Here is a 15,866-nt window from a genome sequence, read left to right as displayed (position 1 = left end):
ACGATCACGCCGATCCGGCCGTGCGCCGTTCGTTCGCGCCCGTCAGGCCGGCACCAGCTCGAAGCTGAGCCGTTTGCCGAGCGCGGCGGCCGCGCTCGCGAGCGTCGCCAGCGTGAGGCTCGTGTCGGTTTCGTCGAGCAGACGGTTGAGCGCGGCGCGGCTGGTCTTCATCCGCGCGGCCATCGCGGTTTTCGTGATGTGCTGCGCCTTCATTTCCTGCCCGATCTGCCACGCGATCACGCGCTTGATCGCGGTGGCGGTGGCCGCTTCGAGAGCGCCGTCCGCTTCGAGGAAGGCATCGAAATCGCTGCCGATATGCGGATTGTTCGTGGTCGTCATGTCGTACTCCAGGTGCATGGCGTTGCCGGCTGCCCGACCGTCGGAGACGGTGCGTTCCGGCGCAACCGGGGAATTCAGATGGCGTGCGTCAGCGCTTTCAAGCGCGCGACGGTGACGTCGAGATCGTCCGACGGCGTAGCTCGCGACTGCTTGAAGAAGCCGCGCAGCAGCACCATCGTGTCGCCGACGACCGTGAACAGCACGCGCGCGCTTCGCCCCGGCACCGTCACGCGGATATCCCACAGATCCTTCGCCATCTTCCGGACCAGCGGCATGCCGAGCGGCCAGCCGAGTTGAACGGTCTTGATCTCTTCGCCGATCGCCCTTCGCTCCGCCTGCACGAGCGCATCGAGCCATTCGGGCACCGGCTCGTGGCCGCGGGCCGTCCGGAAGAACCGCACGCCGAGCGTGACCTGAATCTGCTGTCTCGCCATCGTCTTGTCACCCATCGTATCAAAAACGGTACGATATGCCAAGCACCCCGATGATGGCTACTGACCGGATGGCCACTCAATCCTTCGGCAAGAAGCAGATCGGACCCGGCGCATCCGCCAGGCCCGGTGGATCACCGCTTGCCGCGAGCGCGCTTGCGCGCCGCGCGTGGCGCCTGGTGCGGGCGCGCATTGCCGAACCGCGATCGCGCGATGTCGCGCACCGCGTCGATCAGCGTCCGCGCGACCGGCGACGGCTGCGCATCGGTACGCAGCACGAGCCCGACCGGCTCGTCGGTGCCCGCCGACGGCAGCGGCAGGCGCGCCAGCGCGCCGGCCGACAGATCGTATTCGGCTGCATAGAGCGGCACGAACCAGACCGCATCGTTCTCGAGCGCCAGTGCGCGCGCGACCGATACCGACAGCACCTCGATGAACGAATCCAGCGGCGGCGCGCCGCATGCGCCGAGCAGTTGCTCGGCGGACTGGCGGATCAACGTGCCGAACGGCGGCAGCACGACCGGGTAGCGCGCCAGCTCGGCGGCCGGCGCCGCGCTCGCGAGCAGCGGATGCCCGGCACGCACGACCGCGACGAGCGGCTCGTTGTACAACTGCTCGAACGCGAGCCCGATCATCCGCTCCGGCTCCGACAGCCGCCCGATCGCACATTCGATCGCCCCGGATTTCAGACGCTCGAGCAACTCGGCGTTCGCGGCCGTCGCGATCCGCACGACGATGCGCGGCCAGCGCGCGGTCAGCGCCTTCATCAAGGCCGGTGCGAGCGAAGCCGCGACGGTCGGCAGCATGCCGATTTCCAGCGTCGCGGCAGCGGCCCCGCCCTCGCGCGCCAGCAGCCCGACGCCCTGCCGCAGCGCCAATACGCACGCATTCGCGTGCGGCATGAACAGTTGCGCTTCGCGGGTGGGCTGTGCGCCGTGCCGGCCGCGCTCGAACAGCTTCACGCCGAGGATCGCCTCCAGCTCGGCGATCGTCTTCGACACGGCCGGTTGCGTGATCGACAGGCTTTCGGCCGCCTTCTGCACGCCGCCCAGTTGCGCGACCGCGAGAAAACACTGCAGGTGCCGGAATTTGACGCGACCGTCGGCGATACGGTTATTCATAACGGGTGGTTATGCGAATGACGATGAATCGCCATTTTGCATAACTTTCCGGAAAGGCCCAAGCGTTCGGCACGGCGTCATGCATGGCGCCGCAGCGCGTGGAATCCCGTAGGCTCCCAGATCCGTTTCGCGATCAGCAGGGCCGTGCCGTGCTTCTGTCCGAGCGGCGCGGACGACGACTCCGCATGCAGCGCCGCCGCCTTGCTGCTCAGCCGCCGCAGCTCTTGTTCGAGCTCCGCGGCGGCCGCGTCCGTCAGCATTCCTTGCAGGAACGTCATCGTCTCGCCCGGGCCGTCGAAGCGGCTGCCGAGAAAGTCGTCGAGCACGTGCGCATGGAAGTAGCGGCGGATCGGCCCGCCCGGCAGCCAGTCGAAATCGCGCGCGACGCGTACGCGAATCCGGTCGCCGGGCAGCAGCGCGATCACGTTCATCCGGTCGAGCATCAGTAGATACTTCACGCACTCGGCCTGCGTGACGCGATAGGCCGACACGATGTCCTGCACGGTCCAGTAATTGATCGCGCACACGGCGACCAGCAGCAGCTTCTCGTCCGACACGAGCAACGCCTCCTGCTGCTCGGTCAGCACACGCAAGCGCGGCGCGGACGCGGATGCTTCCTGCACGAGCTCGGCGAGCGTATAGCCGAGCAGTTGCGCGATCTCCGCGATGCGCTCAAGCGTGAAGCGGCCGCTCGCGAACAGCCGCTTCACGCTCGTCTCGGAGATGTCGAGCGCACGCGCGACGTCCCGATAAGTCATTCCCTGCGCCTTCAACTGGCGCTTCAGCGTTTCGATGAGTTGGGCGGTCTCGGTCATGTTGGTATCGAAAAATGATGCTCGTGGTCGGATATTAGGCTACTCACACATCCACATCAGTAATTCAGGTTACTTGTCTGCATAATCCGCTCCGTCCTGTCACGCAACGACGGAGCCGAAATGACCGCCCGAATCGACACAGCCGCCTGCAAATCGCACCACGCCGCCCCGCGCGATGCACGCGACACCGATCGCACGATGCCGCTCGCCACCCTGCGCACGCTGGCCGCCGGCGCGCACGTCGGCGATCTCGTGTTCATCCGCGAGCCGGCCGGTGCGCCGGATGCCGCGACCGGCTCGGCGGGCGTCTGGGCCAACCGCTTCGGCATCGTCGTCGATACGTCGGGCGACGAACCGATGATCGCCGAAGCCACGGCGTTCGCGTGGACGAAGCTCGCGCCGCTGTCGCGCTTCGTCGCCCGTGCCGACGGCGGACGCATCGCGCTGGCGCGCCGCGTCGCGGCGGCCTCGGTCGACGCGCAGCGCCACATCCATGCGCTGGCCGAACGGCGAATCGATGCGCTGCTCGGCAATCGCTTCAATCTGCGCGCGCGGCGCGGCTTCTGCGCGCAGTACGTGAACGACGTGCTCGGCGCCGGCCACGCGTCGACACCGTCGGCCCTGCTGCGCAGCGGCACGCTGGCGCTCGAATTCGACGGGATCGTGTTCGATCCCCGCCATCCGTGACGACGGGCACGCCTGGGGAGACCGGATAACAACGAGAACGAAAGACAAAAAGCAGCGACGGGCTGGCTGGAGGGCCGTGCACGGGGTCGTCACCGACGACGCGAAGCCCGATCGCTTTTTCCGCCGGACAGGGTTCCTGTCCGGCGGAATTTTCATGGGCGGGACAAACATAACAAACGGTTATGTAATTCACGAAAAAAGGTCATTTTTCATAACTTTCCGGATTGGCTAAAGTCGTGGCGTCCACTTCGCGAAATACCTATCAGGAGACGCCCCGATGGATTCCCCCACGATCCTCACGCCGCGCGACTGGCCGTCGCATCCGGCCTATGTTCACCCCGAGTACCGTTCGTCCGTGAAGCGCGGCCCGACCCGTCCGCTGATCCCGCTGAAGGAGAAGCTGCGCGACCAGTACGCGCCCGTCTACGGCGCGGAAGATCTCGGCGCGCTGGACCACGACCTGACGAAGAACGCCGTGAAGAACGGCGAGCCGCTCGGTGAGCGGATGGTCGTCACCGGCCGCGTGCTCGACGAAGGCGGCAAGCCCGTGCGCAACACGCTCGTCGAAGTGTGGCAGGCCAACGCGGCCGGCCGCTACGTGCACAAGGTCGACCAGCACGACGCGCCGCTCGATCCGAACTTCCTCGGCGCGGGCCGCTGCCTGACCGACGACGAAGGCCGCTACCGCTTCCTGACGATCAAGCCCGGCGCGTATCCGTGGGGCAACCACCCGAACGCGTGGCGCCCGAATCACATCCACTTCTCGCTGTTCGGCGAATACTTCGGCTCTCGCCTGGTCACGCAGATGTACTTCCCCGGCGATCCGCTGCTCGCGTACGACCCGATCTTCCAGGGCACGCCCGAAGCCGCGCGCGAGCGCCTGATCTCGCGCTTCTCGATGGACATCACCGAAGAAGGCTATGCGCTCGGCTACGAATTCGACATCGTGCTGCGCGGCCGCGACGCCACCCCGATGGAGCGCTGAACCATGACGACGCTGAAGCAAACCCCTTCGCAGACGGTCGGCCCGTACTTCGCGTACGGCCTGTGCCCGCAGCAATACGACTACGACCTGAAAAGCCTGTTCACGCCGACGATCGCCGCCGCGCACACCGAAGGCGAGCATGTGCTGCTGGTCGGGCAGGTGTTCGATGGCGACGGCAACGTCGTTGGCGACGCGGTGCTTGAATTCACGCAGGTGGACGGCGCGGGCCGCTATCCCGCGTCGCGCGACGACATCGCGAAATCCGGCTTCACGGGCTTCGCGCGGGTCGGCACGGGCACCGACCCGCAGCAGCGCTTCGTCGTCGAGACGGTGAAGCCGGGCCGCGTCGCAGCCGACGAGGCGCCGCACATCAACGTGACCGTGATGATGCGCGGCATCCTCACCCACGCGTTCACGCGCGTGTACTTCGACGACGAAGCCGCGGCGAACGCGGTCGACCCCGTGCTGAACGCGGTGCCGGCCGAGCGACGCGCGACGCTCGTCGCGAAACGCGACGCGCAACCGGGCCGCCCGGTCGTCTACCGCTTCGACATCCGTATGCAGGGGCCGGAAGAAACCGTGTTCTTCGACGTTTGACGCATGCGCTGGCGCTCGCCGGCTTCGTATGCAACCGCACCGCCGTGTGGCGCGATACCGGCAGGCATCGCGCCACACGGCGTTTTGAGGCCCGCGTCGCCATCATTCGATGGTGCGCCGCATCGTGCCCGGTAACGGCTGCGGATCCCTGCCATCATCGACTTCCCATCCCGATATCGAACGCGCCATTGAAATGCATGCTGCGAGAGCACATCAATCGTCGGGTCGCCCCGATATCGTTTGCGCGTTATGCGGCGTATTCTTGGTTATCTGCAATGAGTCGGCAGAATTGAATCGTATGAAGCAACAATGACAGGCGTCATGCGCGACGCTGCCCGACAGGCGGTCCGCGCATTTGTCAGACAGAGTGCCTTTAAGCGCGTCTGGCCGAAGTTGGCGGGCGCGTATTTTTTTGGTGTCGCGGCCCGCGCACCGGCGTGACCCGCGCGGCGTCCCGGCGCCTAGCGACGAATCTCCAGATACCGGCTCGGCGTGTCGCCCAGAATGCGGCGAAATGCCGACGTGAATGCGCTCGCACTCGCGTAACCGAGATCGAGCGCGACGCGCGTCACCGGTTGCCCGTCGGTCAGGCGCGAAATCGCCGCGAGCATGCATACCTGCTGGCGCCAGGCGGCAAAACTCACGCCCGTCTGCGCACGGAACTGTCGCGTGAAGGTGCGCCGGCTCACGCCCGCGTCGGCCGCGACCCGATCGAGATCGGCCGCGATCGACGGCGCCGCGAACAGGTGCCGGCATACTTTCGCCAGTCGTGCATCGGCCGGCAACGGCGCATGCAGCGACAGGCGCGGCATCGTCGCGATTTCGGCGATCAGCAGATCCATCAGCTTGCCCGCGCGGCCGTCGACGTCGTACATCGCCGGCAAGTCGATCGCATCGTCGATCAGTTGCCGCAGCAGCGGCGACACGCCATACACGCCGCACTGGGTGGGCAGTCCGGCCGCCTGCGCGGCGTCGGCGGACACGAACGCGGTGAGCATCGTGACCGGCCCGGTCATCGTCAATTCGTGCCGCACGCCGGCCGGCACCCAGCATGCGCGCTGCGGCGGCACCAGCCAGCGGCCGTGCGGCGTGGACACACTGATCGTGCCGCGCGACGCGAATGCGAATTGCCCGCGCACGTGCGCATGATCCGGAAACGTCGTGCCCGCCGCAAATTCGTTGGCGAGCACGACCACGCTCCGGGGAATGTGTTCGTAGGGATCTAGCAGCGTATTTCTCACGGCCCGAATTCCATCATCAATGACCCGCTATCGAAGGCGGTCCGCCCCGCCGCGATCGGCCGGCCGGCCATGCGCCGGCGGCGTCGCGCGGCACGCGTCACCGCAACATGAACGACATCGCCGACAGGCTGTTCAGCGTGCGCACCGCGTGCTCGACCGACGGCCCGTCGAAACGCAGCGTCACCGCATCGACACGCTCGAGCGACGGCAGCACGCAGAACAGGTCGGCCAGCGCGGCCGTCTGCACGCGCAGCGTGCAAGCGGCCGGCGCGGGCCGATGAGCGCCCGCGCGCCGGCCGGACGACAGCGCTTGCGCGACCGTCTCCCGTGCGGCGGCCGCGATGCGCGCGCACGACGCGGACGGCGTGAGCGTCTCGCCGCTCGATGCGCCGCCGGCCGTCTTGAGCGTCTCGAAACGCGCGTCCGGAAACAGCGGTTGCGTTTCCTCGGCGAATACGTCGTCGCCCGTCGCGAGCGCGACGTGCGCGCCGTATTCGCGCGCCAGCGCGCCGTACAGCCCGGCTTCGCCGAGCTCGACGCCATTCAGCCACACCTGCGTGAACGCGAAGCTGTTGATCGTGTGCGCGAGCACGCCACGCGTCTGCGATTTCGCGTGATAGCCGATCATGAATACGAGATCGGGCTGCTGTTCGAGGCCGGCCATCATCCCGAGCGTACGCGGCTTGCCGAGCACGACGCGCGCCCGCGCATCGAGCCCGTCGGGCAGCAGGTTGCGATAGCCGCCATGCGAATCGTTGACCCAGACGGCCTGCGCGCCGCCGGCGAATGCGCCTTCGATCGCCGCGTTCGCCTCGGCGGTCATCCAGCGGCGCGCCCGCTCGTATTCCGGATTGCCGGCGCGCGTCTGCTCGACGGCGAATACGCCCGCGACACCCTCGATATCGGTCGAGATCAGGATCTTCATGACAGGATCGAACGTCCTTCGTCGTTTTCGTTGAACAACCGGTCGAGATCGGGCACCGCGTCGCGCAGCGATTGCCGCACGTGACCGTCGCGCCCGGCGACCGTCACCGCCTGCAGCAACGCGTCGGCGATCGCATGCTCGACGCTTTCGGCCGCGGCCATGAACAGCGGATCGAGCGCCGCATCGGCCACGAGGGCCGGCAGCGCGATCGTCGATGCGTCGTGCGCGATCGTGTAGGCAGTCGAGAAGGCGAGCGCGATATCGCCGCTGCCATGCCCGTAGACGGAGCCCGTGCGTGCCAGCCCCGCCGCCGCGCGGCGCGCGAGCCGCGACAACTGCCGCGCGTCGAGCGGCGCATCGGTGGCCAGCAACAGGATGATCGAGCCCTGCTCGGGCGGCGCCGTGTGGGCAGCTTCGGCCGCGCGCCGTTGCGCGACGATGCGCCCGAGCGGCACGCCGCCGAGCGTCAGCATCGGCAGCCGGCCGAAATTCGCGAGCACGAGCGCGCCGACCGTATAGGGCCGGCCGGCCGCGACGGCCACGCGCGACGCGGAGCCGATCCCGCCTTTCAGGTCGAAGCACGACATCCCGCGTCCGGCGCCCACCGCGCCGCGTGCGACGTCGCGCGATGCCGCGCGGCATGCGTCGTCGTAATGCGCGGCCGTGACCGCGCATGCCTGGATATCGTTCAGGTAACCGTCGTTGCACTCGAACACGAGCGGATTGACGGTCGGCCAGTCGCGGCCGACCTGTGGATTCGCCGCGATCGCCGCACGGAGCTGCGCGTGGGCAACCGCCGCGACGCCGAACGTATTGGTCAGCGCGATCGGCGTATCGAGCGTGCCGAGCTCGTCGACCTGCACGAGCCCGACGCTCTTGCCGAAACCGTTGATCACGGCCGCCCCGGCCGGCACCTTGCTGCGGTACACGTCGCCCGGATGCGGCTTCACGACGGTCACGCCCGTCTGCACGTTGCCGGCATCGAGCGTGCAATGGCCGACCGTCACGCCCGGCACATCGGCGATCGTGCCGCGCGGCCCGGGCGGCAGCATCGCCGTCCACATCGGTGCGGCGCGCATCAACGGCGCTCCAGCTTCGGGTCGAGCGCGTCGCGCAGCCCGTCGCCGAGCAGGTTGAACGCGAGCACGGTCAGGAAGATCGCGAGGCTCGGGAACACCGCGATGTGCGGCGCCGTCACCATGTCCGCGCGCGCCTCGTTGAGCATCGCGCCCCACTCCGGCGTCGGCGGCTGCGCGCCGAGCCCGAGGAACGACAGGCTCGCGGCGGTGATGATCGACGTGCCGATGCGCATCGTGAAGTAGACGACGACGGACGACACGGTGCCCGGCAGGATGTGCCGCATGATGATCGTCCAGTCGGACGCGCCGATGCTGCGCGCGGCCTCGACGTAGGTCATGTGCTTGAGCATCAGCGTGTTGCCGCGCACGAGCCGCGCGAACGCCGGGATGCTGAAGATCGCAACCGCGCAGATCACGTTGACCATCCCGTTGCCGAGGATCGCGACCACGCCGATCGCGAGCAGGATGCCCGGGAACGCGAACAGCACGTCGGCGATGCGCATCGTGATGCGGTCCCACCAGCCTTCGTAATAGCCGGCGAGCAGCCCGAACAACGTGCCGATCGCCGCGCCGAGCGCGACCGAGAAGAAGCCGGCCGCGAGCGAAATGCGCGTGCCCGCGACGATCCGGCTGAAGATGTCGCGGCCGAGCGAATCGACGCCGAACCAGTGCACGGCCGACGGCCCCGCGTTCAGCGCGTCGTAGTCGAAATAGTTCTCCGGATCGAACGGCACGATGTGCGGGCCGACGAAGGCGAGCACCACGAGCGCCAGCACGAAGCCGCCGGCGACGAGCGCGACGGTCTGCTTGCGGAACTTGCGCCAGAATTCGCGCCACGGCGTGCGGATCGCGGTCGGTGCGGCCGGCGCCGCGGGCTGGGCAGTCGCGTTCATTCGCGCCTCACTTGAACCGGATGGTCGGGTTGATGACCGCGTACAGCACGTCGACGGTCAGGTTGATCAGGATGAATTCCAGCGAGAACAGCAGCACGATCGCCTGGATCACCGGGTAGTCGCGCATCGTCACCGCGTCGACGAGCAGGCGCCCGAGCCCCGGCCAGTTGAACACGACCTCGACGACGATCGAGCCGCCGAGCAGGAAGCCGAACTGCAGCCCCATCATCGTGACGACCGGGATCATCGCGTTGCGCAGGCAGTGCTTGAGCACGACCATCGGCTCGTGCACGCCCTTCGCGCGCGCGGTGCGCACGAAGTCCTCGTTCAGCACCTCGACGAACGACGCGCGCGTGAAGCGCGCCATCACGGCCGCGACCGCGGCGCCGAGCGTCAGCGACGGCAGCACGTAGCTCTTCCACGAGCCGTCCGGCACGACCGGCAGCCAGCCGAGCTTCACCGAGAAGACTTCCATCAGCAGCATGCCGAGCGCGAACGCGGGAAACGAGATGCCCGACACCGCGAGCGTCATCCCGATACGGTCGGGCCAGCGATTGCGCCAGACCGCCGACGCAATTCCGATCGCCATCCCGAACAGCGTCGACCACACCATGCTGACGAGCGTCAGCATCAGCGTCGGCATGAAGCGTTCGCCGATCTCGGTCGAGACCGGCCGCTTGCTGCGCGTCGAGACGCCGAAATCGCCGTGCGCGATCTTCACGAAGAAGTTCGCGAACTGCGTGGGCATCGGCTTGTCGAGCCCGAGGTCGGCGCGCACGAGCGCGATCGTCGCGTCGTCGGCTTCGGGGCCGGCCGCGAGTCGTGCGGGGTCGCCCGGCAGCAGGTGCACGAACAGGAACACCAGCACCGCGACGATCGCGAGCGTGGGCAGCAGGCCGAACAGGCGTTTGACGAGGAAATTCAGCATGGGACACCGATCGAATCAGCGCACCGGCGGCTCGCGCCGCCGGCACTGCGTGGCGGACGAACCGCCGTCATTTCAGCGAGATCTCGTCGAAGTTGAACGAGCCGTCCGGCATCACGTACGCGCCCTGCAGCCGCTTGCTGCGTGCATACACGATCTTCTCCTGCACGAGGAAGATCCACGGCGCATCGGCCCAGATCTGCTTCTGCGCATCGGCGTAGAACTCGGCCTTCTTCGCGCGATCGGTCGTCTCGAGCGCCTTCGTCAGATCGCCGTCGACCGCGTCGTTCTTGTAGTACGCGGTATTGACGAGCTTCGGCGGCGCGGACGCGCCGGCCAGCAGCGGCGTGATCGCCCAGTTCGCTTCGCCCGTCGACGACGACCAGCCGATGTAGTACATCCGCACCGGCGCCTTCGCCGGATCCGGCGCGCTCTCGACCTTCGCGACGCGCTCGCCGGCTTCCAGCGCCTGCACCTGCACCTTCACGCCGACCTGCGCGAGCTGCTGCTGCACGAACTGGATCGCCTTCTGCGACGTCGAGTTGTTATACGCGGACCACAGCGTCGTCTCGAAGCCGTTCGGATAGCCGGCTTCCTTCAGCAGCGCACGCGCCTTCGCCGGGTCGTACGGCCACGGGCCCAGCTTCGTCGCGTAATCGACGCCCTGCGGCACCACGCCGGTCGACGGCGTCGCGAAACCGGAGAACGCAACCTTCGCGAGCGCTTCCTTGTTCACCGCGTAGTTCAGCGCCTGGCGCACCTTCGGGTTGTCGAACGGCTTCTGCAGCATGTTCAGCGACACGTAGCGCTGCACGATCGACGGCCGCTCGACGACGTCGACCTTCGGGTTGCCTTTCAGCTCGGTCGCCTGCTCGAACGGAATGCGGAACGCGAAATCGGCTTCACCCGTCTTCATCAGCGCCGCGCGCGTGTTGTTGTCGACCACCGGCTTCCAGTCGATCGCGTCAATCTTCGGATAGCCCTTCTTCCAGTAGCCCGCGAACTTCGTCACCTTCAGGTCGTCGGTCTGCTTCCACTCGACGAACTCGAACGGCCCGGTGCCGACCGGATGCAGCGCGATGTCGCGGCCCCACTTCTTCAGCGCGGCCGGCGAGATCATCACGGCCGACGGGTGCGCGAGCGTGTTGATGAACGCCGAGAACGGCTCGCGCAGCGTGACCTTCACCGTGGTCGGATCGACGACCTCGGTCTTCTCGATCACGCGGAACATGTTGTAGCGCTTCAGGTGGTTCGCGGGATCGGTCACGCGGTCGAAGTTCGCCTTCACGGCCGCCGCGTTGAAATCGGTGCCGTCGTGGAACTTCACGCCCGAGCGCAGCTTGATCGTGTACGTCTTCGCATCGGGGCTGGCTTCATAGCCCGTCGCGAGCACGTCGACGAGCTTCATGTCCTTGTCGAAGCCGAACAGGCCCTGGTAGAACGACTTGACGACGGCCTGCGACACCGTGTCGTTCGCGTCGTACGGGTCCATCGTCGTGAAGGTCGAATCCACCGCCATCACCGCGGTCTGCTGCGCGTACGCGGGCAGCGCGGCCGACAGCGCAAACGCGCCGGCAAGCGCGACGAAGCATGCGCGCGGACGAAACATCGGAAACGGATGCTGCTGGGTCATTTTGCTGGGCTCCTATCGGTGAATCGGTGACGCCTCACGGGCGTTTCGGTTTCGACTGCCTGCGGGTGCGTGCGCCGTCGTCGCCGCGCACGACTCCACCACTCAATACGCGCCGCCGACGCGATGCGTCGCGACGTAATGATCGGGGCCGACCGCGACGAGCGGCGCGACGAGCGGCTCGTCGCCGACCGCGCGGATCGGGCTCGGAATCTCGTCCGCCGCGAGCTGGCGCGGCGCATGCCGGCGCGCGGGATCGGCCACCGGCACCGCGCTCATCAGCTTCTTCGTGTACGGATGCTGCGGCGCCTCGAACACCGCGCGGCGCGGGCCGATCTCGACGATCTGGCCGAGATACATCACCGCGACGCGATGGCTGACGCGCTCGACCACCGCCATGTCGTGCGAGATGAACAGGTACGCGACGCCAAGCTCGCGCTGCAGGTCGAGCATCAGGTTGACGATCTGCGCCTGCACCGACACGTCGAGCGCCGACACCGACTCGTCGGCGATCACGACCTTCGGGTTCAGCGCGAGCGCACGTGCGATCGCGATCCGCTGACGCTGGCCGCCCGAGAATTCGTGCGGATAGCGGCGGGCGGCTTCCGGCGGCAGGCCGACCTTGTCGAGCAGCCAGTCGACCCGCGCCTGCGCTTCGCTGCCGCTCGCGACGCCGTGCACCAGCAGCGGCTCCATGATCGAAAAGCCGACGGTCAGGCGCGGGTTCAGCGACGCGAACGGGTCCTGGAAGATGAACTGGATGTTGCGGCGCAACGCCTGCAGGTCCGGGCCCTTCAGCGCGCTGATGTCGCGGCCGTCGAATTCGATCGAGCCGCTTTGCGATTCGACGAGGCGCAACAATGACCGGCCGGTGGTCGACTTGCCGCAGCCCGATTCGCCGACGAGCGCGAGCGTCTCGCCCGCGCGCAGCTCGAAGCTCACGCGCTCGACCGCATGCACGTATTGCGACACGCGGCCGAACACGCCGCTCTTCACCGGAAAGCGCGTGACGAGATCGCGCACGCGCAGGATCGGCGGCGCGGCGCGATCGACGGGCGGCTGCGCGTCGTTCGCGGCGCACGCCGTGGCCGGCGCCGGCGCGCTCGCGCCGTCCACCTTGAGCAGCGGGAATTTCTCGGGTGCGTCGGTACCCTGCATCGAGCCGAGCCGCGGCACGGCCGCGAGCAGCGCCCGCGTGTAGCGATGCGCGGGCGTCGCGAAGATGCGGTCCGACTCGCCCTCCTCGACCTTCTCGCCGCGGTACATCACGAGCACGCGGTCGGCGACCTCGGCCACCACGCCCATGTCGTGCGTGATGAAGATCACGCCCATGTTCATTTCGTCCTGCAGCCCGCGGATCAGTTGCAGGATCTGCGCCTGGATCGTCACGTCGAGCGCGGTCGTCGGCTCGTCGGCGATCAGCAGCGCGGGCCGGCACGACAGCGCCATCGCGATCATCACACGCTGCCGCATCCCGCCCGACAACTGGTGCGGATGGCGGGCGAACACGCGGCGCGCTTCGGGAATGCGCACCAGATCGAGCAACCGCAGCGCTTCCGCGCGTGCTTCGGCGGCGCTCTTCGACTGGTGCAGCGCGATCGCCTCGCTGATCTGGTCACCGACCGTAAACACCGGGTTCAGCGACGTCATCGGCTCCTGGAAGATCATCGCGATGTCCGCGCCGCGGATGCCGCGCATCGTCGCGGCACTCGCCTGCGCGAGATCGACCAGCGCGCCGCCACGGCGCCGGAACGCGATGCGGCCGCTCGTGATTTCGCCGCCGCCGTGCTCGACGAGTCGCATCAGCGCGAGCGAGGTGACCGACTTGCCCGAGCCCGATTCGCCGACGATCGCGAGCGTCTCGCCGCGATCGACGTGAAACGACACGTTGCGAACCGCGTCGAACGTCGCGCCTTCGCGACGGAAGGTGACCGACAGGTCGTCGACGGCCACCACGCGCTGCTCGGGCAGCGCCGGGACCGACGGGTTACGGCTCGATGTCATGCGTCTCTCCTCGTGCGATCCGGGATCAGGCCGCGTCGTCGCGGTAGATGCCGACGACCGGCGCTTCACCGACGCGTGCGTAGCCGCGGTACATCCCTTCGGTGTTGAACGGCATCGCGACGTTGCCCCGTGCGTCGACCGCGATGATCCCGCCGCGGCCCGCGAGGCGCGGCAGCTTGTTCATCACGACGTCGTGCGCGGCATCGGCGAGCGACGCGCCGCGATACGCGATCTGCGCGGCGACGTCGTAGGCCGTCGCGAGCCGCATGAACATCTCGCCGGTGCCCGTCGACGATACCGCGCAGGTCGCGTCGTCCGCGTAGCAGCCGGCGCCGATGATCGGCGAATCGCCGACGCGCCCCGGCTGCTTGTTCGTGATGCCGCCCGTCGACGTCGCCGCCGCGATGTGGCCGTTCAGGTCGCACGCGACCGCGCCGACCGTGCCGTGCTTGCGGTCCGGATCGAGCGGCTCGGCCGGCTGCGGCTGTTGCTGCGACTGGCCGAACACGAACGTCGCCGCATCGTGGTCGAGCATCGCGCCGGCCGCCGCGCGCGCCTTCACCCACTGCGCATGCCGCGACTCGGTGTCGAAGTAGCCGGGCTCGGCGAGTTCGAGCCCCTGCGCGGCCGCGAACGCATCGGCGCCCGCGCCGGCGAACAGCACGTGCTCGCTCGCCTCCATCACGCGCCGCGCGGCGAGCACCGGATTGCGCACGCGGGTCGCGCAGCAGATCGCGCCGGCGCCGAGCGTCGCGCCGTCCATGACCGCCGCGTCGAGTTCGTGCTTGCCTTCCGCCGTATAGACGGCGCCGCGCCCGGCGTTGAACAGCGGACAATCCTCGAGCATCCGCACCGCGACGGTGACGGCGTCGAGCGCGCTGCCGCCCTCGGCCAGCACCTGTTGCGCGGCCTGCAGGATCGCGGTGAGTTCGTCGCGGTATCGACGTTCGGTGTCGGTATCCATCGCTTCGCGCAGGATCGTGCCTGCGCCGCCGTGAATCGCGACGATCGCGGGTGAAGTCATGATTTTTTCGGACGGGGGAAAGAAGGGTTGGCGGCCGGCAACGCCGCTTGCGGCTGCACGAGCCACGGCAGCAGGAATTCGGTCATCTCGGCGGCGGATTTCGCGGACCGGTGCGTGCGCAGCGCGACCGCGTCGATCAGCGCCTCGATCATCGTCAGCACGGCGGCTTCCGACGTGGCCGCGAAACGCCGCTCGGCCTTGACGTACAGGTTCAGCGACGCGAACGACGCGAGCGGCGATTGCGGGCCGTCGGAGATGCCGAGCACGCGCGCGCCGCGCGCCGCCGCACGACGGGCCAGCTCGATCGTGTCCTTCACGTAGCGCGGAAACGCGAGCGCGATCACGAGATCGCGCGAATCGGCCGTGTACAGGCGTCGCGCCGCATGCGACGGCCCGCCGAGCAGCGCAAGCGATTGCACGCTGTCATGGCAGACGGACAGTCCGTGCTCCATCAATCCGGCCAGAAACGCGCTCGACCCGGCGCCGAGAATCAGCACGCGCCGCGCGCCGACGATCGCCTCGACCGCCGCCTCGACATCGGCTGCGTCCAGTTGCGCGCGCGTGTTCTCGATGTTGGCGGCAGCCTGGTCGAACACTGCGTCGATCCAGACCGCGCCGCGCACGCCGGACTCCTGCTCCTGCGCGGAACGCAGCCGTTCGACCGGCCCGAGCGTGGCCTCGAAGCCGCGCACGAGCGCCGCGCGCATCGCCGGATAGCCATCGAATCCGAGCGCCTTCGCGAAACGGTTCGCGGTAGCGATCGACGCATTCACCGCCTGCGCGAGCTCGTCGATCCGCATCGTCGCGGCGCGAAACGGGTTCGCGAGCACGAATTCGCCCATGCGCCGGTGAATCGGCGTCATCGACGGCATCGCCGACGCGATCCGCTCGGCGATCGCGGGTTCGTCGTGACTGACATCGGGCGGAACGAGAGGCGTCATGCGAAGGGTTGTTGCAAGGTTTGATGAAAATCAATTTACACAATCCGTCTCCCGAAAAGAAATAAATTTTCATCAGGGTTGTCACGCCCCCTGCGGCGTACGTCGACCGTCCGGACGATCGTCCGGGCCGCCGCACGGGCCTTCGACGGGCAACCGCCTGCGCTGCCGCTCGCCCGGTCGCCACCGTTCATCGGGAAAACCCCGAGTACGTTCGTTCGAATGCAGATTC

16 protein-coding genes are annotated in these 15,866 nt (G+C 68.0%); 3 read left to right on the top strand and 13 right to left on the bottom strand.

What is annotated here, in order from left to right; translation table 11 throughout:
• Positions 1–42: 42 nt before the first annotated feature.
• The 4 genes from WT97_RS08810 to WT97_RS08795 form a co-directional block, all read right to left on the bottom strand.
• On the bottom strand, positions 43–339 hold the full coding sequence (locus tag WT97_RS08810; RefSeq protein WP_060036222.1) for an XRE family transcriptional regulator: 297 nt from the start codon (positions 337–339) through the stop codon (positions 43–45).
• Positions 340–413: 74 nt separating this feature from the next.
• Positions 414–773, bottom strand: a complete 360-nt coding sequence (locus WT97_RS08805) for a type II toxin-antitoxin system RelE/ParE family toxin (RefSeq protein WP_060036223.1) — start codon at positions 771–773, stop codon at positions 414–416.
• A 131-nt stretch (positions 774–904) separates the two neighbouring features.
• Entirely contained in the window at positions 905–1,891 is a 987-nt protein-coding gene (gene pcaQ / locus WT97_RS08800; RefSeq protein ID WP_059500707.1) for a pca operon transcription factor PcaQ, read from the bottom strand.
• A 77-nt stretch (positions 1,892–1,968) separates the two neighbouring features.
• Positions 1,969–2,706: a helix-turn-helix domain-containing protein gene (locus WT97_RS08795; protein ID WP_059500708.1), complete on the bottom strand. Its 738-nt coding sequence runs from the start codon at positions 2,704–2,706 to the stop codon at positions 1,969–1,971.
• 120 nt (positions 2,707–2,826) lie between these two features.
• Between WT97_RS08795 and WT97_RS08790 the strand changes: the two genes are divergently transcribed.
• The 3 genes from WT97_RS08790 (at position 2,827) to pcaG (ending at position 4,975) form a co-directional block, all read left to right on the top strand.
• Positions 2,827–3,393, top strand: a complete 567-nt coding sequence (locus tag WT97_RS08790; RefSeq protein WP_060036199.1) for a YiiX/YebB-like N1pC/P60 family cysteine hydrolase — start codon at positions 2,827–2,829, stop codon at positions 3,391–3,393.
• A 277-nt stretch (positions 3,394–3,670) separates the two neighbouring features.
• Entirely contained in the window at positions 3,671–4,378 is a 708-nt protein-coding gene (gene pcaH, locus WT97_RS08785) for a protocatechuate 3,4-dioxygenase subunit beta (RefSeq protein WP_059500710.1), read from the top strand.
• Positions 4,379–4,381: 3 nt separating this feature from the next.
• Complete coding sequence (pcaG, locus tag WT97_RS08780) at positions 4,382–4,975, top strand: protocatechuate 3,4-dioxygenase subunit alpha (protein WP_059500711.1); 594 nt, start codon at positions 4,382–4,384, stop codon at positions 4,973–4,975.
• A gap of 461 nt (positions 4,976–5,436) precedes the next feature.
• On the opposite strand, the gene WT97_RS08775 is transcribed toward pcaG, so the two are convergent.
• The 9 genes from WT97_RS08775 to WT97_RS08735 form a co-directional block, all read right to left on the bottom strand.
• Positions 5,437–6,216 carry a helix-turn-helix domain-containing protein gene (locus WT97_RS08775; RefSeq protein ID WP_059500712.1) on the bottom strand — a complete coding sequence of 260 codons (780 nt, stop codon included), beginning with the start codon at positions 6,214–6,216 and terminating at the stop codon, positions 5,437–5,439.
• Between the two features lie 97 nt (positions 6,217–6,313).
• Complete coding sequence (locus WT97_RS08770) at positions 6,314–7,141, bottom strand: M55 family metallopeptidase (protein WP_060036200.1); 828 nt, start codon at positions 7,139–7,141, stop codon at positions 6,314–6,316.
• Complete coding sequence (locus tag WT97_RS08765) at positions 7,138–8,220, bottom strand: P1 family peptidase (protein WP_060036201.1); 1,083 nt, start codon at positions 8,218–8,220, stop codon at positions 7,138–7,140. Before WT97_RS08765 ends, WT97_RS08770 begins: the two co-directional genes overlap by 4 nt.
• Positions 8,220–9,113: a glutathione ABC transporter permease GsiD gene (gene gsiD / locus WT97_RS08760; RefSeq protein WP_059783765.1), complete on the bottom strand. Its 894-nt coding sequence runs from the start codon at positions 9,111–9,113 to the stop codon at positions 8,220–8,222. The genes WT97_RS08765 and gsiD overlap by 1 nt, the downstream gene beginning before the upstream one ends.
• Positions 9,114–9,120: 7 nt before the next feature.
• Positions 9,121–10,041 (bottom strand): glutathione ABC transporter permease GsiC, encoded by a 921-nt coding sequence (gene gsiC, locus WT97_RS08755; RefSeq protein ID WP_060036202.1) that lies wholly within the window; start codon positions 10,039–10,041, stop codon positions 9,121–9,123.
• 67 nt (positions 10,042–10,108) lie between these two features.
• The gene (gsiB, locus tag WT97_RS08750; protein WP_060036203.1) at positions 10,109–11,671 is read right to left on the bottom strand and encodes a glutathione ABC transporter substrate-binding protein GsiB; all 1,563 of its coding nucleotides are present in this window, start codon (positions 11,669–11,671) and stop codon (positions 10,109–10,111) included.
• 102 nt (positions 11,672–11,773) lie between these two features.
• On the bottom strand, positions 11,774–13,672 hold the full coding sequence (locus WT97_RS08745) for a dipeptide ABC transporter ATP-binding protein (RefSeq protein ID WP_060036204.1): 1,899 nt from the start codon (positions 13,670–13,672) through the stop codon (positions 11,774–11,776).
• 25 nt (positions 13,673–13,697) lie between these two features.
• Complete coding sequence (locus tag WT97_RS08740) at positions 13,698–14,696, bottom strand: isoaspartyl peptidase/L-asparaginase family protein (protein ID WP_060353271.1); 999 nt, start codon at positions 14,694–14,696, stop codon at positions 13,698–13,700.
• Positions 14,693–15,637, bottom strand: a complete 945-nt coding sequence (locus tag WT97_RS08735) for a MurR/RpiR family transcriptional regulator (RefSeq protein WP_059500720.1) — start codon at positions 15,635–15,637, stop codon at positions 14,693–14,695. The genes WT97_RS08740 and WT97_RS08735 overlap by 4 nt, the downstream gene beginning before the upstream one ends.
• Between the last annotated feature and the right edge of the window lie 229 nt (positions 15,638–15,866).

This window comes from Burkholderia sp. MSMB1459WGS (genome assembly GCF_001534535.1).
Lineage (GTDB): Bacteria > Pseudomonadota > Gammaproteobacteria > Burkholderiales > Burkholderiaceae > Burkholderia.
Note: the sequence above shows the minus strand (reverse complement) of the source record. Positions and strands in the feature narration are given on the sequence as shown.